Origin of the sequence: Microbacterium sp. AZCO, from assembly GCF_039614715.1 — a bacterium.
In the GTDB taxonomy this organism is placed as follows: Bacteria; Actinomycetota; Actinomycetes; order Actinomycetales; family Microbacteriaceae; genus Microbacterium.
Window position 1 is genome coordinate 1,449,696 of record NZ_CP154857.1, and the last position, 21,503, is coordinate 1,471,198.

Here is a 21,503-nt window from a genome sequence, read left to right on the forward strand (position 1 = left end):
GACCCCATGACCGAGCACCACTCCCGACCCGCCCGCTCCGGCGCGGAGCTCGTCGACAAACCGAAACATGGCGCTGACGGCGGCGCAACACAGCCCGCGTACGGTGACGCCATGAGCACCACCGTCGAACCCGACGCGCACGTCGTGGTCGTCGGAGCCGGCATGGTCGCGCATCGCTTCGTCGAGAGCCTGCTCTCGAGGGCGGGTGACGACCTTCGCGTGACGCTCATCGGCGAGGAGCCGCGGCATCCCTATGACCGCGTGGGCCTCACCGGATTCTTCGCGGGTGCGAGCGCCGACGACCTCAGCCTGGACCGCACGGTGCTCGACGATGCGCGTGTCCAGTTCCTCAGCGGCGACGCCGTGACGCGCATCGACCGCACGGCGCGGCGCGTGCGCACGGCGAGCGGTCGCGAGGTCGACTACGACCGTCTCGTGCTTGCGACCGGGTCGTACGCGGCGCGACTCGCGGTGGACGGCTTCGGACACGAGGGATGCTTCGTCTACCGCACCCTCGACGACGTCGAGCGGCTGCGCGCGTTCGTGTCCGCCCGGTCGCGCGAGTTGGGCCGCCCGCTCACCGGCATGGTGATCGGCGGCGGCCTCCTCGGTCTCGAAGCAGCGGGCGCCCTGCAGGGCCTCGACGTCGCGTGCACCGTCGTGCAGTCGTCGGACCGCCTCATGTCGGCGCAGCTCGACCTGCCCGGCGGCAACGCCCTGCGCCGCCTGATCGAGTCCCGCGGAATCATGGTCAAGACCGACTCGATCACGACGCGCCTCGACGCCGACCGCGCGGGCAAGGTCGTCGGGCTCGAGTTCCGCTCGGGCGACTACGCCCCGGCCGACGTCGTGGTCTTCACGGTCGGCGTTCGCCCGCGCGACGAGCTGGCTCGGGATGCCTCCCTCGACGTCCACCCCCGCGGCGGCGTGCTCATCGACGCCGAGTGCCGCACGTCCGACCCCCTCATCCTCGCGATCGGCGAAGTCGCCAACTTCGACGGGCTCTGCGTCGGACTCGTCGCGCCGGGCTACGCCATGGCGGAGGTCGCGGCGACGCGCCTGCTCGGGGGCGAAGCATCCTTCCCCGGCTACGACCTCTCGACCAAGCTCAAGCTCAGCGGAGTGGACGTCGCGAGCTTCGGGGACGCCTTCGCCGAGACGCCGGGAGCGCTCGACGTCGTCTACGCCGACCCCGTGGCGGGCGTGTACAAGAAGCTCGTGCTCTCCGACGACGCCAAGACGCTGCTCGGGGGCATCCTCGTCGGCGACGCCTCGGCGTACGGCTCGCTGCGCCCGCTCGTGGGCGGCGCGCTCGGCGGAGACCCCGCCGCGTACCTCATGCCCGAGGGCGGCGTCGCCGCGCCGACGGGCGAGCTGCCCGACGAGGCCCTGGTCTGCTCCTGCAACAGCGTCACGGCGGGGACGATCCGCCACGCCGTGCACGATGAGGGATGCTCGGACGTCGCGGCGATCAAGTCGTGCACGAAGGCCGGGGCCGCCTGCGGCTCGTGCGTCATGATGATCAAGAAGATCGTCGGCACCGAGCTCGCGAAGTCCGGCGCGGCGCTGAGCAACGCGCTGTGCGAGCACTTCGACATGTCGCGGCGCCAGCTCTTCGACGCCGTCCGCGTCTCGGGCCTGACCACCTTCAGCGCGGTCATCGACCGGTTCGGCGTGGGCCGCGGCTGCGACATCTGCAAGCCGGCTCTCGCGAGCATCCTCGCGACGCTCACCGGCACCCACGTGCTCGACGGCGAGAACGCGACGCTGCAGGACACCAACGACCACGTCATGGCGAACCTGCAGAAGGACGGCAGCTACTCCGTCGTGCCCCGCATCCCGGGCGGCGAGATCACGCCCGAGGGGCTTCTCGTAATCGGCCAGGTCGCGAAGGACTTCAACCTGTACACGAAGATCACGGGCGGCCAGCGCATCGACATGTTCGGGGCGCGGCTCGAGCAGCTGCCCGACATCTGGAAGCGGCTCGTCGATGCCGGATTCGAGTCGGGGCACGCCTACGGCAAGTCCCTGCGCACGGTGAAGAGCTGCGTCGGCTCGACGTGGTGCCGCTACGGCGTGCAGGACTCGGTCGGCATGGCGGTGCAGCTCGAGCTGCGCTACCGGGGCCTCCGGTCGCCGCACAAGCTCAAGCTCGGCGTGTCCGGCTGCGCGCGCGAGTGCGCCGAGGCCCGCGGCAAGGACGTCGGCGTCATCGCCACCGAGGCCGGCTGGAACATGTACGTCGGCGGCAACGGCGGCTTCACCCCGCGCCACGCCGTGCTGCTCGCCGAGGGGCTGAGCGACGACGAGCTGCTCACGGCGATCGACCGGTTCCTGATGTACTACATCTTCACCGCCGACCGTCTGCAGCGTACGGCGCCCTGGTTCGAAGACCTCGACGGCGGCATCGAGGGGCTCCGGGCGGTCATCTTCGAGGACAGCCTCGGCCTCTGCGCCGACCTGGACGCCGCGATGGCGGCGCACATCGGCGCCTACGAGGACGAGTGGAAGGCGACGATCGAGGATCCCGAGAAGCTCCGCCGGTTCGCCTCGTTCGTCAACGCGCCGACGACGCCCGACCCCTCGCTCGCCTACACGGTCGAGCGAGGGCAGCCCCGCCCCGCGACGCCCGAGGAGCGCGACGACAGCCGCGTGCTCATCGCGGGCACGACCCTGGAGGTGCGTCGATGACACTCGTAGAGGATCCCGTGACGGATGCCGTGACGTGGGTGCGGATCTGCGCGCTGAGCGATCTCGAGGTCGAGCGCGGGCGCGCCGCCCTCGTCGGCGAGGCGCAGGTCGCCCTCTTCCTCACGCACGGCGGACGCGTGTACGCGGTCTCGAACCTCGACCCGTACAGCGGGGCGCACGTCATCTCGCGCGGCATCGTCGGCACCAGGCAGGATGTCCCGACCGTGGCGTCGCCGATGTACAAGCAGGTGTTCGACCTCCGCACGGGAGCGTGCCTCGACTCCCAGGGCAAGGACCCGGTCTCCCTGGCCGTGTGGCCCGTCGCCGTGCGCGACGACGATGTCTACCTCAAGGAGGTCTCATGACGACGATGCTGGGTGTCTCGCTGGCCGGTCGCGATGTCGTGATGGTCGGCGGCGGACCGGTCGCGGCACGGCGGATGCGCCGCTTCCTGGATGACGGAGCGATCGTGCGGGTCATCGCGCCGGAACTCTCCGACGAGGTCCGCGAGCTCGTCGACGAGCACGGACTCGAGTGGATCCCGCGGGCCGCCGAGCCGGACGATGTCGACGGCGCGTGGCTCGTGCACACGGCCACGGGCGATGGCCGCGCCGACGCCGGGATCGCGGCAGCGTGCGAACGCCGACGCATCCTGTGCGTCAACGCCTCCGACGGCGCCCACGGGTCGGCCCGGCTCACCGCCGAGACCCGCGCCGGCGACGTGCTCGTGGGCGTCGTGTCCGACGCGGGCGTGGACCCCCGCCGGGCGGGACGCCTGCGCGACGCCATCGCGGGGATGCTGCGCGAGGGACGCCTTCCTCTGCGGCGGCGCCGCGCGACCGCAGCGGGGCGGGTGGACCTCGTGGGCGGAGGTCCCGGCCCCGTCGACCTGCTGACGGTCCGCGGCCGGCGTCTCCTCGCGGAGGCCGACGTGGTCGTCGCCGATCGACTCGGCCCGACCGACGTCCTCTCCGAGCTCGATTCCGACGTCGAGGTGATCGACGTCGGCAAGCGCCCGGGTCACCATCCCGTGCCGCAGGACGAGATCAACCGCATCATCGTCGCGCACGCCCAGGCGGGCAGACGCGTCGTCCGTCTCAAGGGCGGTGACCCCTTCGTCTACGGGCGCGGCGGCGAGGAGGTCGCCGCCTGTCTCGCCGCGGGTGTGCCGGTCGACGTCGTTCCGGGCCTCACGAGCGTCGTGTCGGTGCCGCAGGCAGCCGGCATCCCCGTGACCCATCGCGGAGTCGCCGCGGGCGTCCACGTCGTGAACGGGCAGGCGGAGCCGACGCCGGCGACCGCCGCGGCCCTCGCCGATCCCGCCGTCACGACCGTCGTGCTCATGGGCGTCGCGGGTCTCCCCCGACTCGTCGAGACGGCGTTCGCGGGCGGTGCTCCCGCCGACAAGCCGGTCGCGATCGTCGAGAACGGTCACACCCCCCACCAGCGCACGACGCGCACGACGCTCGCTCACGCCGCCGCCGACGCCGCCGCCGCCGGCGTCCGCAACCCCGCGGTCATCGTCGTCGGCGACGTCGCGCGCGCCGACCTGCTGCTCCCCGCGGGACTGATGGCGGGCGACATCCGCCAGTGACCGACCCGATCCGCCCCGCTCTCTCGGCAGCCCTCGACGGCTGCACGATCGTCATCGCCGTCGATCGGCGCTCCGGCGAGCTCGCCGCCGCGCTCGAGCGCCATGGCGCGACGGTCCGGCACGCCCCGGCGCTGACGATCGTGCCGCACATCGACGACGAGGCGCTCATCGCCCGCACGCGAGAGCTCATCGAGACCCCGCCCGATGTCGTGGTCGTGACGACGGGTGTCGGCTTCCGGGGGTGGATGGAGGCGGCCGATGAGGCGGGCCTCCTCGACGACCTGCACGCCGCCTTCGCCCGCGCGCAGATCGTCGCGCGCGGGCCGAAGGCGCGCGGCGCGATCCAGCAGGCGGGGCTCACGGCCGACTGGGTCGCCGAGTCGGAGACCTCGGCCGAGCTCGGTGAGTTCCTCCTGGCCGAGGGGGTCGCCGGCCGTCGCATCGCCGTGCAGCACCACGGCTCGGGAGCCGACGGCCTCGACGAGCTGTTCGAGGGCGACGGCGCCGACGTCGTGAGTCTCACCGTCTACCGCTGGGGCCCTCCGCCCGACCCCGAGGTCGTCCGGCGCTCCGTCGTCTCGGCGGGGTCCGGAGAAGTCGACGCCGTGCTCTTCACGTCGGCGCCCGGCGCGTATGAATGGGTCGCCGCCGCGCGGCGCGAAGGCGTGCTCGGCGACATCCGCGAGCTCGTCCGCACCGGACGCGTGCTTCTCGCCGCGGTCGGCCCCATCACGGCGGGACCGCTCGAGGAGGTCGGCCTCGACCCGCTCGTCGCCGACCGCGGCCGACTCGGCTCGCTCGTGCGCGCTGTCGTCACGCACTTCGGCGGAGGGCGGATGCCCGCCCGCGAGACGCCGGCCGGCCGGCTCGAGCTGCGCAGCGGCGGCGCCGTGCTCGAGGGCCGGTTCATCCCCCTCTCCCGCACCGGCGCGGACGTGCTCGGCGTGCTGTTCGACGCCGACGGCTCGGTCGTGACCCGCGCCGATCTGCAGTGCGCCCTGCCCCGCTCGGGCGACAACACGCACGCGGTCGAGATGGCCGTCGCCCGGGTGCGCGAGGCGCTGGGCGTGCCCGACCTCATCAAGACGGTCGTCAAGCGCGGCTACCGCCTCAACGTGCTCGAACCGAGCCCCGCCGGCTAGAGCAGGTCGGGCCGTCGCTCGCGCGTCCGCTCGAGGCTCTGCTCGCGCCGCCACTGGGCGATCGCGCCGTGATTGCCGCTCAAGAGGATCGGGGGCACCTCGTGCTCGCGCCAGACCGGCGGCTTCGTGTAGCTCGGATACTCCAGCATCCCGTCCTCGTGCGACTCCTCGACGAGACTCTCCGGATTGCCGACGACACCGGGGACGAGCCGCGAGATCGCCTCGATCATCGCCATCGCGGCGACCTCGCCGCCGTTCAGCACGTAGTCCCCGAGGCTCACGCTGCGCACGCGCCCGCGCTCGGTGTAATGGTCGATGACGCGCTGATCGATGCCCTCGTACCGTCCGCACGCGAAGACGAGGTGCTCCTCCTCCGCGAGGTCGCGCGCGAGCCGCTGCGTGAAGCGCTCCCCCGCCGGCGAGGGGACGATGAGCAGCGCGCCGTCGTCGAGCACCTCGTCGAGCGCCTCACCCCAGGGCTCCGGCTTCATCACCATGCCGGCGCCGCCGCCGTACGGCGTGTCGTCGACCGTGCGGTGGCGGTCGTGGGTCCAGTCGCGCAGATCGTGCACACGCAGATCCAGGATGCCGCGCCCGCGGGCCTTGCCGATGAGCGAGACGTCGAGCACATCGAAGAAGGCGGGGAAGATCGTCACGATGTCGATGCGCACGGCTCCGAGTTTAGGCATCCACCCGTGTTTCGAGCGTGTGACGAAGGTCTCACCCGCCTCGCGGACGGAGGTGCGCCGCAATTGACGCAGAGGTAACGGCCGCGACAGGGGGGCCGAAACACGCGCTCAATAGCGTCGCCTCATAACCTTCCCGAGGAGGCGCGATGACCACGTCCGTGACATCCCCCCAGGTCGGCACCGATGCCGCCGCAACCGGCTCCACCCCTGTAACGCTCACCCGACGCTCCGGCCGCTGGATCGACGGCTGGAACCCGGAAGACGGCGTCTTCTGGCAGTCCGAGGGCCGCGCGATCGCGCGCCGCAACCTCGGCTGGTCGATCTTCGCCGAGTTCCTCGGCTTCATCGTCTGGCAGCTGTGGAGCATCGTCGTCGTGATGCTCCCAGCAGCGGGCTTCACGTTCTCGAGCTCCGAGGCGTTCTGGCTCATCTCGCTGCCGAGCCTCGTCGGGGCCACCATGCGGTTCCCCTACACCTTCATGGTGGCGAGGTTCGGCGGACGCAACTGGACGATGATCTCGGCCGGACTCCTCCTGATCCCCTCGATCCTGCTCGGAATCGTCGTCGGCAACCCCGAGACGCCCTTCGGCGTCATGCTGGCGGTCGCCGCCCTCGCGGGCTTCGGCGGCGGCAACTTCGCGAGCTCGATGGCCAACATCACCTACTTCTTCCCCCAGAAGGAGAAGGGCTGGGCGCTCGGCCTCAACGCCGCCGGCGGCAACATCGGCACGGCGGTCGCGCAGTTCGCCGTGCCCATCGTGGTGACGGCCGGCGCGGCGGCGACCCTCAACATCTCGCTCGCGGGCTGGATGTGGGTGCCCCTCATCCTCGTCGCCATCTGGGGTGCGTGGCGCTACATGGACAACCTGTCCAACGCGAAGTCGGATGCCGCGGCCTCCGCCGCCGCGCTCCGAGAGCCGCACCTGTGGCTCCTCGCCCTCCTCTACATCGGCACGTTCGGCTCCTTCATCGGCTTCGCGAGCGTCTTCCCCAAGCTCATCGCCGATCAGTTCCCCGAGTTCTCGACGATTCAGGTGGGACAGGCAGCCGTCTCGCTCGCCTTCCTCGGAGCGCTCGTCGGCTCCCTGGCACGTCCCTACGGCGGCCGTCTCGCCGACCGTGTCGGAGGCGCGCGGGTGACGGTGGGGGCGTTCACCGTCATGGCGCTCGGCGCCCTGTCGCTCGTCTGGACGATGCCTCTCCACAACTTCGGCGTCTTCCTCGCCTGCTTCCTCGTGCTCTTCTCGGCGACGGGCATCGGCAACGGCTCGACCTACCGCATGATCCCGAACGTGTTCGCGGCCCGCACGCTCGCACTCGGGATCGAGGGCGAGGCGAAGGTGCGCATGCAGCGCAAGGCCGCGGCGGCGCTCGGCCTCATCTCGGCGATCGGCGCGTACGGCGGCTTCGTCATCCCGCAGGTGCTCAACCTCTCGCAGCAGACCACCGGCGCGTACACAGGCGCGTTCTACGGCTTCGTCATCGCCTACGCGCTGCTGCTGACGCTCACGATCGCGGTGTACATCGTGCCTCGGCGCTCGCTCGCCGGTCAGCGCATCTGACACCCGGCGCCTCGCGCGGGCCGCATCCTTCGGGGTGCGGCCCGCTTCGTCGTGCACCTCAGGTTCGGGATGCCGAGACCCGGCCGCCCGCTGCACCGCAGCGTCGGAGATCCGCACACCGCCGGATGGATGCGTTCATGTCGGTCCGACGGTGCGGCGATTCCCGACGCTGTGGCCGGGTATGCCCCGGCCGAGCTCAGTAGACGTCGCGGACGTAGCGCTTCTGCGCCACGAGCGACTTCTTGTACTCCGCGGCCGCCTCGGCGGAGAGCCCGCCGTGCCGCTGCGCGATGAGGTCGAGCGTCTCGTCGACGTCCTTCGCCATGCGGCTCGCATCGCCGCACACGTACACGTGCGCGCCCTCCTCGAGCCAGCGCCACAGCTCGAGGCCGTGCTCGACCATGCGATCCTGCACGTACACCTTCTGGCGCTGGTCGCGGGAGAAGGCGACGTCGAGGCGCGTGAGGAAGCCGTCGTCCCGCATGCCGAGGAGCTCGTCGCGGTAGTAGAAGTCCGTTGCCTCGTGCTGCTCGCCGAAGAAGAGCCAGTTGCGGCCCGTGTGGCCGTCGGCGCGGCGATCGTGGAGGAAGCCGCGGAACGGCGCGATGCCGGTGCCCGGCCCGATCATGATCATGCGCGCGCGGGGATCCAGCGGCGGACGGAAGTGCGGCGACTTCTGCAGATACACGGGCACCTCATCGCCGCGATCCGCGAGGAACGTCGAGGCGACGCCGCCCCGGACGAGACCGCTCTCGGTCTCGAACCGCACGACCGACACCGTGAGCTGCACCTCATCGGGGCTCGTCTTGGGGCTCGACGAGATCGAGTACTGACGCGGCTGCAGGCGCTTGAGCACCGGCATCCACTCCTCCGCCTCGGCCTTCACGGGGAACGCGCGCAGCAGATCGACGGCCTGCATGCTCCAGAGGTACTGCTCCAGCCGGCTCTTGTTCTCGCGGCGCAGCAGCGTCGCGAGGGTGGAGTCGGCGTTGCGCTCTCCGATGAACGCGAGCAGGTCGGGCGTGATGCGCGTGATGTCGAGGTGGGTCGTGAGCGCCTCGCCGAGGAGGCGCTCGTCGCCCTCGATCTCCACGACCGTACGGGCCGAGAGTCCGGTCTGCTCGAGCCACTCGGCGACGACGGCGGGCGGGTTCACGGCCACGACGCCCAGCGAGTCGCCCGCCTCGTACGCGACGCCGGCGTGGGAGAGGTCGAACCCGAACTGCCGCACCTCCTTCGCCGACCCTTCGGCGCTCAGCAGCGCATTCGTCACGAGTCGTGCGCGCACGGGGTTCGCCCGCGTGAAGAGGCGCCTCGTCGGCGTCTGCTCGAGAGCGGGAGTGGATGCCGCCTCCCCCGCCGCGCCCGCCGAGATCGCCGGGATGACCTGATCGAGCCACGAAGCGGCGGGCGCCGCATAGTCGGGCTCGCAGTCCACACGGGGGAGCACCGCCGTGGCTCCCAACGCCGTGAGGCGCTCGTCGATGCTCCGGCCGTGGCCGCAGAAGTCGTCGTAGCTGGAGTCTCCGATCGCGAAGACGGCGTACTCCAGGTCGCTCAGGTCGGGTACGGACTCGCCGCTCAGCGCAGCCCAGAGGTCGGCGGCGTTGTCGGGCGGCCCGCCGTCGCCGAACGTGGAGGTCACCACGAGCAGCGAGCGGACCGTGGCCAGCTCCTCCACGCTCATGTCCACCATGCTCACGGCACGGGCCGGGATGCCGCGGGCCTGCAGCGTCGCGACACACGTGGCTGCGACCTCCTCGGCGTTGCCCGTCTGGGATCCCCACAGCACCGTGACCTCTCGACCCTCGGCGTTGTCTGAGGCGACGGCGCTCGTGCGCGAGTAGAGACCGGCGAGCATGCCGTCGAACCAGGCCCGGGTGACGGCACCCAGCGGGGCGCTCGCGGGGAGCGTCGGGACGAGCCCGGCCTCGAGGGGGGCCGCCTCGAGGGCGGAGAGGAAGCCCGAGAGGTACGCGCCCTCCGTCTCGGTCACCCGCGGCTGTGCGGGAGTCATGCCCGCCGCGGTCAGCACGTCACGCGCACCGGCCGGGAGCGGCATCCCCTTCTCGTCGTCCCCCACGGGACTGGGCGCCGGACCCACGCGACGAAGCGACACGGCGGCGAACTTGAACTCCGGCTGCAGCGAGGCGGCGTCGACGGCGTCGCTCGTGACGGCGTTGACCGTGAGGTACTCGCCGTGCTCGTCGTTCCAGTGGAACGGCGCGAAGCAGTTGCCGGGCCGCACGCGGTCGGTCACGACGGCCGGCAGCACGACGCGGCCGCGGCGCGACGAGATCTCCACCTGGTCGCCGGCGGTGATGCCCAGCGTCTCGGCGTCCGCGGGATTCACCTCGACGAACGGGTCGGGGTTGAGGCGTACGAGCTTGTCGACCTTGCCGGTCTTCGTCATCGTGTGCCACTGGTGCTGAAGGCGCCCGGTGTTCAGCACCCAGGGGAAGTCGTCGTCGGGCAGCTCCTGCGGTCCGAGGTGCGGCCGCGCGAGGAACTGCGCGCGTCGGGACGCCGTCGCGAAGGCGAGCCGCGGGACGCTGCCGTCCACCTCGCGGTGCAGGCTCTGGCTCACCCCGTCGTTGAGGTAGCGGATCGGATGCCGCTCCCGGGCGTCGTCCGGCGGCGCCGGCCATTGCACGGGCCCCGTGCGCAGGCGGTCATAGCTGACTCCGCGGACGTCCCACCCGGTCTGCGGATTCCAGAACCGGCGGATCTCGTCGAACACCTCTTCGCTGGATGCGAACCCGAACCCCTCGGTGAACCCCATCGCCCGCGCGATGCCGCAGATTGTGAGCCAGTCGGGCTGCGCGTCGCCGGGAGCCTCGGCCGCTCGCTGCACGAGCGTCATGGTGCGGTCGCTGTTGACCATGACGCCCTCGGATTCGACCCAGAGCGTCGCGGGCAGCAGCACGTCGGCGTACGCGTTCGTCGCGGTCTCGGTGAAGACGTCCTGCACGATGACGAGCTCGGCCGCCTCGAGGCCCGCGATGACGTTCTTGCGGTTCGCGACGGAGGCGACCGGATTGGTGCAGATGATCCACGCGGCTTTGATCTCACCGGCCGCCATGCGCCGGTACAGGTCGATGGTGCCCGCCCCGGCTTCGGCGCGGATCGCGCCGCGCTCGATCCCCCAGACGTCCTCGACGAACGCGCGGTCGGCCGCGCTGAACACGGCGCGCTGACCCGGGAGCCCGGGGCCCATGTAGCCCATCTCGCGTCCGCCCATCGCGTTCGGCTGGCCGGTCAGCGAGAACGGACCGCTGCCCGGACGGCAGATCGCGCCCGTCGCGAGGTGGAGGTTGCAGATGGCGTTCGTGTGCCACGTCCCCTGCGTCGACTGATTGAGCCCCATCGTCCAGAGGGTCATCCACTCGCCGGCCTCCGCGATCCAGCGCGCGGCGGTGCGGATGTCGTCCTCGGGCAGTCCCGTGAGCTCGGCGACGCGCGCCGGTGCGTAGTCCTCGAGGAAGGCCGGCATGTCGCTCCAGCCCTCGGTGTGCGCGGCGATGAACTCCTCGTCGATGGCGCCGTCGGCCACGAGCAGGTGCAGGAGTCCGTTGAGCAGCGCGAGGTCGGTGCCGGGCGCGATCGGAAGATAGAGGTCCGCGCGATCCGCCGTCGCCGTGCGGCGCGGATCGACGACGATGAGCTTCGCGCCCTGCTTGAGCCGATCGGCCATGCGCAGGAAGAGGATCGGGTGGCAGTCGGCCATGTTTGAGCCGATGACGAAGAAGAGATCGGCGCGATCGAGGTCCTCGTACGAGCCGGGTGGGCCGTCGGCCCCGAGCGACTGCTTGTATCCCGTGCCGGCCGATGCCATGCACAGCCGCGAGTTCGACTCGATGTGCAGCCCGCGCAGGTACCCCTTCACGAGCTTGTTCGAGAGATACTGCGCCTCGACCGACATCTGCCCCGAGACGTACACGGCGACGGCATCGGGGCCGTGCTCGTCGACGATCGCCCGGAGCCTCGTGCCCGCGTGCGCGATGGCCTCATCGAGCGGGACGGGCACGGGCTCCTCTCCGCGGGACGGACGCACGTGCGCGCTGGTCATGCGGCCGGGGGCACGCATGAGCTCGAGGTGCGTCGCACCCTTGGTGCACAGTCTTCCGCCGTTCGCGGGGTGCTGCTTGTCTCCCGCGGTCTTCGTGATCCCGCCGGCCTCGGTCGTGACGCTGATGCCGCATCCCACGCCGCAGTACGAGCACACCGCCCGGACCTCGGTCGAAGGCGTGCCCGCCCGCGCCGTCGTCGAAGGGGCGAGCAGGCTCATGCTCCGATGATCCCGGAGCGATGTTCCGCCTCGTGTGCCGTCGTGTTACCGACGCATCACACTGATCTCACGGTTCCGAGGACAGGGGTGTGAGGGGATGCCGCGGCATCCCTCGACCGTCACTCGGTCTCGGCGGCGTCGTCCTCGTCGGTGTCGCCCGGCTCGGGAGCATCGTCGTCGCCGGCGAGCTCCTCGAAGAGCCCGGCGGGCGGCGTCACGACGACCCGCCCGGCGGCGATGTCGACCTCGGGGACGATCGCTTTCACGAACGGCACGAGGACTTCGCGCGGCTCGCCCGTCTCGTCGAGCGAGTCGGCGAGGACGATCAGGAGATCTTGGGCCGGGAAGTGGTCGACGCGGATCACGCGTCCGACGACCGTGTCGTCACGCACGACCTCGAGGCCCACGAGCTGGTGGTCGTACCAGGCGTCGTCTTCGGCCGCGGCGGACTGGGCGTCCTCGTCGATCCAGAGGATCGCGCGGATGAGCTCTTCGGCGGCGTTGCGGTCGTCCACGCCCTCGAAGAAGGCGACCGGGTGGCTGTTCATCCACTTGAACTCGCGGACAGTCAGCGGCTTGCCGTGCCACGGCGACGACTCGGGGACCTGCAGAGTGAAGGTCGCACCCGGGACGAAGCGCCCGTCGGGGTCGTCGGTGTACAGCTCGAGCTTGATGGCTCCCTTGAGGCCGTGAGCCTTCACGAGGCGTCCGACGCGAAGCTGGTTCTTCGCCGGCTTCGGCGGCCGGGCAGGGCTCTTGGCCTCCGCCGGGGTCGTCGAATCGGGCTGCTCTGCCTGCGTCATCAGTCGTCCGCGACGTCGACGCGCACGCGTCGTCCGTCGGCGAGCGCCGAGATGAGCGTGCGCAGAGCCTTTGCCGTGCGTCCGCCGCGCCCGATCACGCGACCTCGGTCATCGGGGTGCACGTGCACCTCGAGGACGTCACCGCGAGGCGACGTCGAGGAGTCGATGCGCACGTCGTCGGGGTGATCGACGATCCCCTTGACGACGTGCTCGAGCGCGGCGGCCAGCACGGATTACTCGGCGTCCGAAGCGGCGTCGGCCTCGTCGGCGGCGGGCGCCTCCTCGGCGACGGGCTCGTCGGCCTTCTTCTCGGCCTTCGGCTTGATGACCGACTTCTTCGAGGAGTCGACCTCGAAGTCAGCCTTGGTCTCGGCGGTGCGAACCGTCGAGACGGCGTTCGCGTCGCCCTTGAACTTGCCCCAGTCGCCCGTGAGCTTGAGGATGGCGGCGACCTGCTCGGTCGGCTGCGCGCCGACGCTCAGCCAGTACTGCGCGCGCTCGGAGTCGACCTCGATGAACGAGGGCTCCTCGGTCGGGTGGTACTTGCCGATCTCCTCGATGACGCGACCGTCGCGCTTGGTGCGCGAGTCGGCGACGACGATGCGGTAGTAGGGCGCCCGGATCTTGCCGAGGCGCTTGAGACGAATCTTGACAGCCACGATTCTCCTGAATGTGTGGAAAGTGATTGAACCGATCGCCTGGAGCGTGGGGTGCACACCCGGCGGAAGCTCTGAAGGAGGACCTGTGTGCTGGATAGAGGGTCGAGCACCCGGTCCGACCCACAATTATCCCACATCCCGCGGGATGCCGCGAACCAGGCCGCAGCCCTCATGACCCGATGTCGCACGACGACGCGAACCGACGCACGCAACGCCGTGGCGCGGCATCCCCGTGCGAAACTGTGCCCATGACGGTGCCTTTCGCGACATCCGCCCGCTCCACCGTGGGGCTCGAATGGGAGCTCATGCTCGCGGACGGCGCCACGGGGGACCTCGTCGGTCGCGCGCCGGAGATCCTCGCGGTGCTCGAGGAGAAGACCGCGCACGAGCGCTACACCGTCACGGGCGAGCTGCTCACGAACACCGTCGAGGTCACGAGCGGCGTCGGCGACACGGTCGCTGCGGCGGTCGACGACATCGCGGACGCGATCGGCGCCATCCGGGAGGTCTCCGATCCGCTCGGGATCGAGCTGCTGTGCGCGGGCAGTCACCCGTTCGCGCAGTGGTACGACCAGCAGGTCACCGACAAGACGCGGTACCACAAGCTCATCGAGCGCACCCAGTGGTGGGGGCGCAACATGATGATCTGGGGCATCCACGTGCACGTCGGCGTCGAGGACGTCAACAAGGTCTTCCCCCTCATCAACGCCCTCGCCGTGTACCTGCCGCATCTGCAGGCGCTGTCCGCCTCGTCGCCGTTCTGGGCGGGCGACCGCACCGGGTACGCGTCGAACCGCGCCCTCGTCTTCCAGCAGCTTCCGACGGCGGGGCTCCCCTGGCCGCTCAAGGACTGGGCCGAGTTCGAGCGCTACATGGACGACATGATCCGCACCGGCGTCATGGCCGACGCGACCGAGGTGCGCTGGGATATCCGCCCTGCGCCGCGCTGGGGCACGATCGAGGTGCGCGCGTGCGACGGGATGTCCACCCTGCCGGAGCTCGCCGCGGTCGCGGCGCTCGTGCAGGTGCTGGTCGAGCACCTCTCCCGCGAGCTCGACGAGGGGCGCGAGCTTCCGACGATCCCGCCCTGGTTCGTCCGTGAGAACAAGTGGCGCGCCGCCCGCTACGGCCTCGACGCGCGCATCATCGTGGACGCCGACGGCACTCAGCTTCCCGTGCGCGAGCACCTCCGCGACACGATGGACCGTCTCGCCGACGTCGCCGTCGAGCTCAAGTGCGCGCGCGAGTTCGCGGGGCTGGAGACGACCCTCACGCAGGGCGCCAGCTACGCCCGTCAGGTCCTCGTGGCCGACGCGGCCGAGGGCGACCTCCGCGAGGTCGTGCAGCATCTGATCCGCGAGTTCCGCGCGGGTCCGACGCTGCGCGAGCACCTCGCCCAGTTTCCCCACTGACCCCGCTCAGCCCGCGCTGCACGCGCGAACGGGATGCCGCGGCTCAGCCGCGACCGAGCATCTTCTGCAGCTCGGCGAGGTCTTCCGCGGTGGGTGCGCCCTTCGCGCCGTTGCCGCCGAGGCCGAAGCCCGAGCCGGTCGGCTCCGCCGCCGCCTGAGCCGCGATGCCCGCGTTCTCGGCCGCGCGCTTGGCCGGGTTGCCCGAGCGGGAGCCCGACTTCGACTTCTGCTGCTTGCCGCGCTTCGACGAGGCGCCGGGACGGCCGGCGCCGGGCACCGGCCCCATGCCCGGGATGTTCGGCACACCGCCGCGAGCGACGGTCTTCATCATCTTCGCGGCCTGCTCGAAGCGCTGCACGAGCTGGTTGACGTCGGTCACGGTCATGCCGGAGCCGCGCGCGATGCGCAGACGGCGCGAGCCGTTGAGCACCTTGGGGTTGCGGCGCTCGCCCGGCGTCATCGAGCGGATGATGGCCTCGGTGCGGTCGATCTCGCGCTCGTCGAAGTCGTCGAGCTGCTGCTTCATCTGCCCCATGCCCGGGAGCATCCCGAGCATCTTCTTCATCGAGCCCATCTTCTTCATCTGCTGAAGCTGGTCGAGGAAGTCCTCAAGGGTGAACTGCTCCTTGGCGAGCTTCTCGGCGACCTTCATCGCCTCTTCCTCGTCGAAGGCCTGCTGAGCCTGCTCGATGAGGGTCAGGATGTCGCCGAGGTCGAGGATGCGCGACGCCATGCGGTCGGGGTAGAACGGCTCGAGGTCGTCGAGGTTCTCACCCGTCGAGGCGAAGATGATGGGGCGGCCGGTCACGGAGGCCACCGAGAGCGCGGCGCCGCCGCGTGCGTCGCCGTCGAGCTTCGACAGGACGACGCCGGTGAAGTCGACGCCCTCCTGGAAGGCCTTCGCCGTGTTGACGGCGTCCTGACCGATCATCGCATCGATGACGAACAGGACCTCGTCGGGGTCGACCGCCTTGCGGATGTCGGACGCCTGCTTCATGAGCTCGGCGTCGACGCCCAGGCGTCCGGCCGTGTCGATGATGACGATGTCGTGCTGCTGGCGGCGGGCGATCTCGACGCCGTCGCGGGCGACCTGCACGGGGTCGCCGACGCCGTTGCCGGGCTGCGGCGCGTAGACCGCGGCCCCCGCCTGGCGCGCGACGATCTGCAGCTGGTTGACGGCGTTCGGACGCTGGAGGTCGGCGGCCACGAGGAGCGGCGTGTGGCCGTCCTTCTCGAGCTGCTTCGCGAGCTTGCCCGCGAAGGTCGTCTTGCCCGAGCCCTGCAGGCCCGCGAGCATGATGACCGTCGGCGGGTTCTTCGCGAACTGCAGCCGGCGCTGCTCGCCGCCGAGGATCGCGACGAGCTCCTCGTTCACGATCTGCACGACCTGCTGCGCCGGGTTCAGCGCCTTGTTGACCTCGTCGCCGAGGGCGCGCTCGCGCACCTTCGCGGTGAAGTCCTTGACGACGGGAAGCGCGACGTCGGCGTCGAGCAGGGCGCGACGGATCTCGCGCACCGTGCCGTCGACGTCCGCGGGCGTGAGCTTGCCCTTGGTGCGGAGGTTGCGGAAGGTCTCGGTGAGCCGATCGGAGAGCGTGCCGAAAGTAGCCATGATCCCCCGATTCTACGGGCCCGCGGGCCCGCTCAGGATTCGCGATCCCCGGGTCGGCCGTCGGGGCCGAGCTCCTGGAACAGCGTGATCTGCAGGTCGGCCGGTGCACGCAGGCGCGCGTTGACCGAGCGCCAGGGCGTCAGGCGAGGGGATGCTTCGAGCTCGGCGCCCGCCGAGATCAGCCGGTCCGTGACCGACGCGGTGTCTCCCACCTCGAACGCGAGCCTGATCGGCTCGCTCGGGGCGTCGCCGTCGGTCTCGACACGGTCGATGAGCGCGACCTGGCCCGCGTTCGAGAGCTCGAGCGTCGCCTCGCCCGCCGCGAGGATCGTGACGCGGGCATCGCCGTCGCCCTCATACGATTCGCGCTCGACGAGGCCGAGCGCGTCACGGTAGAAGGCGAGGGCCTCGTCGAAGTCGTCGGCGCGGGCGACGACCCGCAGCTGGCGCACCGCCGACGGCAGCGTGCGCGCGGCGGCGACCAGCGCATGGTCGAGGGATGCCGCCAGTGGCACGCGGCCGGCTCCCTCCCGCGCCCACGCCTCGATCGCGGCGAGCACGGCGCCGCCGTGGGCGGCTCCCCCGACCTGGGCCTCGATGGCGCCGACGCCCGCGCGCTGCAGGCGCTCCGACACCGCCACGGCGATGCGAGCACGGCGGACGGATGCCTCCCGCTCGAGCTCGCCCTCGAGGCCCATGGCGCTCGTGTTGACGAGAGCCAAGGCGAGGCTGTCCGGGGCGAAGTCCTCGCCCAGACTCCTGAGCGCGCCCGAGATCGCGGACGCGGCGCCCGCGCCGAGCGAGGCGCGGGTCGCGGCATCCCGTCCCGTGTCGTTGCGCAGCCGGTCCTCGAGGACGCCGATCCGCTCGTCGAGCCCCGACCAGAGGATGTCGGACTTCGAGGCGAAGTAGTTGAAGAAGCTGGAGCGGCTCACGCCGGCGCGGGACGTGATGTCGGCGATCGAGGTCTCGGCGAAGCCGCGCTCGAGGAACAGCTCGCACGCCGCCTCGGCGAGCGTCTCGCGCGAGGAGGCGCGCGGGCGACCGGTCCGCTGCTCATGACTCACGTCCCCACCCTACGCAGGACCCCCAGCCGAGAGGCGGGGAATCCCGGCGAACCGGTGCACGTGGCTTCCCGGTCAGACGAGGACCCCCGCATTCGAGGACCCATCGCCGGGCGGGAGTATTGTTGGACGCAATCCAGAAAGTCGCCACAAGCGAAGGAGCAGCGTGCTCGACGTCGTGACCCCGGGGTTCGCCCCCGACTACGTGCCCTACCTCGACGGGTGGGCACTGCAGCGCAGCATCCATTCCGAGATCGTCGCGGGCGACCGCGAAGACACGCTCATCCTGCTCGAGCACGAGCCCGTCTACACGGCGGGTGCGCGCACCGCGCGGCACGAGCGGCCGACCGACGGCACGCCCGTCGTCGACGTGGACCGCGGTGGCAAGATCACGTGGCACGGCCCCGGGCAGCTCGTGGGCTACCCCATCGTGCGCCTCCACGAGCCGATCGACGTCGTGGGCCACGTCCGCCGCCTCGAGGGAGCGCTCATCGAGGTGCTCCGCGAGTTCGACGTCGACGGCTATCGCGTCGAGGGGCGGAGCGGCGTGTGGGTGCGCCGGCCGCTCGGCGAGGACAAGGTCGCCGCCATCGGCGTCCGTGTGCAGCGCGGCGTGACGATGCACGGCTTCGCCCTGAACTGCGACAACTCGCTCGCGGGCTTCCGCGGCATCATCCCGTGCGGGATCACGGATGCCGGCGTCACGACCCTCAGCGAGCTCGTCGGAGCAGACGTCTCGCCCGTCGACGTCGTCGACAGCGTCGTGCGGATCTTCCAGGCCCACTACGCGGAGGTCGCCGCGTGAGCGCCGCCGGGCCCGAGGGCCGCAAGCTCCTGCGTCTCGAGGTGCGCAACGCCGAGACGCCGATCGAGCGCAAGCCGGAGTGGATCAAGACGAAGGCGAAGATGGGCCCGGAGTACCAGGCCCTCCATTCCCTCGTGAAGACCGAGGAGCTGCACACGGTCTGCCAGGAGGCCGGCTGCCCCAACATCTACGAGTGCTGGGAGGATCGCGAGGCGACGTTCCTCATCGGCGGGTCGCAGTGCACCCGCCGTTGCGACTTCTGCCAGATCGACACGGGCAAACCCGCCGACTACGACATCGACGAGCCGCGCCGCGTGGCTGAGAGCGTGCAGCGGATGCAACTGCGCTACTCGACCGTGACGTGCGTCGCGCGCGACGACCTCGCCGACGGCGGTGCGTGGCTCAATGCCGAGACGGTGCGTCAGATCCACGCGCTCAACCCCGGCACGGGCGTCGAGCTGCTCGCGACCGATTTCAACGGAGAGCCGGCCCTCCTGGACGTCGTGTTCGAGTCGCGCCCGGAGGTCTTCGCGCACAACGTCGAGACCGTGCCGCGCATCTTCAAGCGCATCCGTCCCGCCTTCCGCTACGAGCGCTCGCTCGACGTGCTGACGCAGGCTCGGGATGCCGGTCTCATCACGAAGTCGAACCTCATCCTCGGCATGGGCGAGGAGCCCGAAGAGGTCGTCCAGGCGCTGCAGGACCTCCACGACGCCGGCACCGACATCATCACGATCACGCAGTATCTGCGACCGACTCCGCGCCACCTCCCCGTCGCGCGGTGGGTCAAGCCCGACGAGTTCGTCGCGTTCAAGGAGGAGGCGGAGCGCATCGGCTTCCTCGGGGTGCTCGCCGGTCCGCTCGTCCGGTCGTCGTACCGAGCGGGGCGGCTGTGGGCGCAGTCGATGATCTCGAAGGGGCGTGAGATCCCGCCCCACCTCGCGCACATCGCCGCCGACGTGCACGTCGACCGCGGGTTCGCGCAGGCGGTCTGACCGCGCGTCGGGACTCTAGTCGGCGCTCGTGACGCCGAGCACGTCGCCGTCCGAGCCGAGGTTCACCAGCAGCACGTCGTCGGTGGCATCGGGGTCGAGGGCGTACTCGAGCACGGCGAACGGCTCGGACCCGCCGTGCTCGTCGGCGAGGATCGTCATGCTCATGAGCTGCAGCGACCGGATGACGTCGATGTGGGTGTCGCCAGAGATGTCGACGAGCATCTCCTCGAGGTCTTCGCCGAGGACCTCCTGCTGCTGCAGGATGTACTCCGTCACCTCGCTCGTGCGGTCGTCCAGCTCCGACACCATGGCGTTTCGGGCGCTGCGGTCGATCGCCTCGAGCGACGAGACGAGCCCCGCGGCCACGTCGAGGGCCGCCTCCGACACGTCCTCCTGGTCGGGCGCCGTGAGGTCGACCGTCACGGTCTGATCACCCAGTTCGACGTTCTCGGACCAGAAGATCGACCCGTCCGGTCCGGACTCGAGGAGTCCGAAGAAGTCGTGCTCGATCGCCATATCCCCATGAAACCAGCACGGTGGCCCCGACGGTAGACCGAAGCCCCGGAATGTCGTCCCGGGCGTGTCAGTCGACGAGGGATGCCGCGAAGACGTGCGGCGTGAAGCCCGTCAGATCGCCGATCCCCTCGCCCTGACCGAGAAGCTTCACGGGGATGCCGGTGCGCTCCTGGACGGCCAGCACGAAGCCTCCGCGGGCCGAGCCATCGAGCTTCGTGATGACGAGACCGGTCACACCGGCGTGCTCGAGGAAGGCCTCGGCCTGCATGACGCCGTTCTGGCCGGTCGTGGCATCCAGCACCAGGAGGACCTCGCTGATGGGGGCCTGCTTCTCGATGACCCGGCGGATCTTGGACAGCTCGTCCATGAGGCCGCCCTTGGTGTGCAGGCGGCCGGCCGTGTCGACGAGCACGATCTCGGTGCCGGTGCGCTTGGCGTAGTCGATGGTCTGGAAGGCGACGGATGCCGGATCCTGGCCCTCCTGCTGCGGCCGGACGATCGCGGCTCCCCCGCGCTCCGCCCACGTCGCGAGCTGGTCGACGGCGGCGGCGCGGAAGGTGTCGGCGGCCCCGACGACCACCGAGCGGCCGTACCGCTGCAGGAACTTCGCGAACTTGCCGATCGTCGTCGTCTTGCCGACGCCGTTGACACCGACGACGAGCACGACCGCCGGGCGCTCGGTGAGGCGCAGCGTCGTGTCGAACTTCGCGAAGTGCTCCTCGAGCGTCTCCTTCAGCATCCGGTGCAGATCCTTGGGATCCGTGGTGTGGTACTTCGCAACCTTCTCGCGCAGGTCGTCGACGATGCGCTCGGTCGTGTCGGGCCCGAAGTCGGCCGTCAGGAGCGCCGACTCGAGGTCGAGCCAGGTGAGCTCGGTGATCTCGGGCGCCGCGAACATCTGACGCAGCACGCGCACAAGGGACCAGGGGCTGTCAGCCATGCCCTCCAGCCTAGGCGGCGCCGGACCCCGCTATCCGCCGCCGGCCGGCGCCACTGCGAGCCGGACGTCGTCCTGCATGACCTTCTGCAGCTCGGCAGACGCATCCTGACCCGACGGGCAGGTGATGCCGATGTAGACGCCGCCGCCCCTCGCGCCGAACATCCGCGCCGAGTGCAGCCAGGTCCGGCCGTCCGAGGACTGGCCCCAGATGGTGCGGGTGTCGGCCGTGCCCGGGCCGGGATGCTGCAGCACCTGGTCGTCGAACGCGTGCGCCGTCACGTCCTCGCGTGTGGCGCCCGCCACCGTGCCCGTCAGCACCGTGGCGAGGAAGTCGTCCGAGATCGTCCGGTCGTCGCGGCTCATGTCGATGTCGCCGACGGCGCCCTGGTAGAAGAGCTGGCACTGGGTCTCGGCATCCGCGTACGAGTAGCTGCCTTTCCCTTCGTCGGGGGCCGTGACCGTGAAGCCGGGGTCGCTCTGGAAGACGTCGACCCAGCCGATCTGCCAGTCGCCGCCGTCGAGGGACTCTCCCGCGTCGAACGTGAGGTCGGCGGGTGCGGCGGCCGGCGCCGGCGACGGGGATCTCGTCCTGGTCGCAGAGGCGGACGGCGAGGCGCCGGCGGTGGGGATGAGCGCGGAACATCCCGAGAGGACGACGATTCCGAAGGCGAGGGCGATCACGCCCACGCGCCTTTGCGCGGAGTGATTCATGGCCGGATCATAGACCCGGC

The 21,503-nt window shown here is 70.8% G+C and carries 18 protein-coding genes; 8 read left to right on the plus strand and 10 right to left on the minus strand.

The window, feature by feature from the left end; translation table 11 throughout:
- Positions 1–111 precede the first annotated feature (111 nt).
- From nirB to AAIB33_RS06875, 4 genes are read left to right on the plus strand one after another with little or no spacing between them, the layout of a single operon-like run.
- Entirely contained in the window at positions 112–2,691 is a 2,580-nt protein-coding gene (nirB, locus tag AAIB33_RS06860; RefSeq protein ID WP_345802801.1) for a nitrite reductase large subunit NirB, read from the plus strand.
- Complete coding sequence (nirD, locus tag AAIB33_RS06865) at positions 2,688–3,056, plus strand: nitrite reductase small subunit NirD (RefSeq protein WP_345802802.1); 369 nt, start codon at positions 2,688–2,690, stop codon at positions 3,054–3,056. The genes nirB and nirD overlap by 4 nt, the downstream gene beginning before the upstream one ends.
- On the plus strand, positions 3,053–4,285 hold the full coding sequence (gene cobA / locus AAIB33_RS06870) for a uroporphyrinogen-III C-methyltransferase (protein ID WP_345802803.1): 1,233 nt from the start codon (positions 3,053–3,055) through the stop codon (positions 4,283–4,285). Before nirD ends, cobA begins: the two co-directional genes overlap by 4 nt.
- Entirely contained in the window at positions 4,282–5,427 is a 1,146-nt protein-coding gene (locus AAIB33_RS06875; RefSeq protein ID WP_345802804.1) for a uroporphyrinogen-III synthase, read from the plus strand. Before cobA ends, AAIB33_RS06875 begins: the two co-directional genes overlap by 4 nt.
- Here AAIB33_RS06875 and trmD read toward each other — a convergent pair.
- A complete protein-coding gene (trmD, locus tag AAIB33_RS06880; protein ID WP_345802805.1) occupies positions 5,424–6,098 on the minus strand; it encodes a tRNA (guanosine(37)-N1)-methyltransferase TrmD in 675 nt (224 codons plus the stop codon). The genes AAIB33_RS06875 and trmD overlap by 4 nt on opposite strands.
- 164 nt (positions 6,099–6,262) lie before the next feature.
- Here trmD and AAIB33_RS06885 point away from each other — a divergent pair, with 164 nt between their 5' ends.
- Complete coding sequence (locus AAIB33_RS06885; protein WP_345802806.1) at positions 6,263–7,678, plus strand: MFS transporter; 1,416 nt, start codon at positions 6,263–6,265, stop codon at positions 7,676–7,678.
- A gap of 196 nt (positions 7,679–7,874) precedes the next feature.
- Here the strand turns inward: AAIB33_RS06885 and AAIB33_RS06890 are convergent, their stop codons facing one another.
- The 4 genes from AAIB33_RS06890 to rpsP all read right to left on the minus strand — a co-directional run bounded on the left by AAIB33_RS06890 (position 7,875) and on the right by rpsP (position 13,428).
- A complete protein-coding gene (locus tag AAIB33_RS06890) occupies positions 7,875–11,966 on the minus strand; it encodes a bifunctional nitrate reductase/sulfite reductase flavoprotein subunit alpha (protein WP_345802807.1) in 4,092 nt (1,363 codons plus the stop codon).
- Positions 11,967–12,085: 119 nt separating this feature from the next.
- Entirely contained in the window at positions 12,086–12,769 is a 684-nt protein-coding gene (gene rimM / locus AAIB33_RS06895; protein WP_345802808.1) for a ribosome maturation factor RimM, read from the minus strand.
- A complete protein-coding gene (locus tag AAIB33_RS06900; protein ID WP_045276246.1) occupies positions 12,769–12,999 on the minus strand; it encodes an RNA-binding protein in 231 nt (76 codons plus the stop codon). The genes rimM and AAIB33_RS06900 overlap by 1 nt, the downstream gene beginning before the upstream one ends.
- Positions 13,000–13,002: 3 nt before the next feature.
- Positions 13,003–13,428, minus strand: coding sequence for a 30S ribosomal protein S16 (rpsP, locus tag AAIB33_RS06905; RefSeq protein ID WP_345802809.1), 426 nt, complete (start codon positions 13,426–13,428; stop codon positions 13,003–13,005).
- A 248-nt stretch (positions 13,429–13,676) separates the two neighbouring features.
- Here rpsP and AAIB33_RS06910 point away from each other — a divergent pair, with 248 nt between their 5' ends.
- Entirely contained in the window at positions 13,677–14,840 is a 1,164-nt protein-coding gene (locus tag AAIB33_RS06910) for a glutamate--cysteine ligase (RefSeq protein WP_345802810.1), read from the plus strand.
- A 43-nt stretch (positions 14,841–14,883) separates the two neighbouring features.
- Here AAIB33_RS06910 and ffh read toward each other — a convergent pair whose 3' ends face one another.
- Entirely contained in the window at positions 14,884–16,452 is a 1,569-nt protein-coding gene (ffh, locus tag AAIB33_RS06915) for a signal recognition particle protein (protein WP_345802811.1), read from the minus strand.
- 32 nt (positions 16,453–16,484) lie between these two features.
- The gene (locus AAIB33_RS06920; protein ID WP_345802812.1) at positions 16,485–17,519 is read right to left on the minus strand and encodes a TetR family transcriptional regulator; all 1,035 of its coding nucleotides are present in this window, start codon (positions 17,517–17,519) and stop codon (positions 16,485–16,487) included.
- Positions 17,520–17,682: 163 nt separating this feature from the next.
- On the opposite strand from AAIB33_RS06920, the gene lipB reads away from it, so the two are divergent.
- Positions 17,683–18,321 carry a lipoyl(octanoyl) transferase LipB gene (gene lipB / locus AAIB33_RS06925; RefSeq protein ID WP_345802813.1) on the plus strand — a complete coding sequence of 213 codons (639 nt, stop codon included), beginning with the start codon at positions 17,683–17,685 and terminating at the stop codon, positions 18,319–18,321.
- Entirely contained in the window at positions 18,318–19,316 is a 999-nt protein-coding gene (gene lipA, locus AAIB33_RS06930) for a lipoyl synthase (protein ID WP_345802814.1), read from the plus strand. Before lipB ends, lipA begins: the two co-directional genes overlap by 4 nt.
- A 15-nt stretch (positions 19,317–19,331) precedes the next feature.
- Here the strand turns inward: lipA and AAIB33_RS06935 are convergent, their stop codons facing one another.
- The 3 genes from AAIB33_RS06935 to AAIB33_RS06945 all read right to left on the minus strand — a co-directional run bounded on the left by AAIB33_RS06935 (position 19,332) and on the right by AAIB33_RS06945 (position 21,453).
- Entirely contained in the window at positions 19,332–19,832 is a 501-nt protein-coding gene (locus tag AAIB33_RS06935) for a DUF2004 domain-containing protein (protein WP_345802815.1), read from the minus strand.
- Positions 19,833–19,899: 67 nt separating this feature from the next.
- Positions 19,900–20,772, minus strand: a complete 873-nt coding sequence (gene ftsY, locus AAIB33_RS06940) for a signal recognition particle-docking protein FtsY (RefSeq protein ID WP_345802816.1) — start codon at positions 20,770–20,772, stop codon at positions 19,900–19,902.
- Between the two features lie 30 nt (positions 20,773–20,802).
- Positions 20,803–21,453 (minus strand): hypothetical protein, encoded by a 651-nt coding sequence (locus tag AAIB33_RS06945; protein ID WP_345802817.1) that lies wholly within the window; start codon positions 21,451–21,453, stop codon positions 20,803–20,805.
- Positions 21,454–21,503 lie beyond the last annotated feature (50 nt).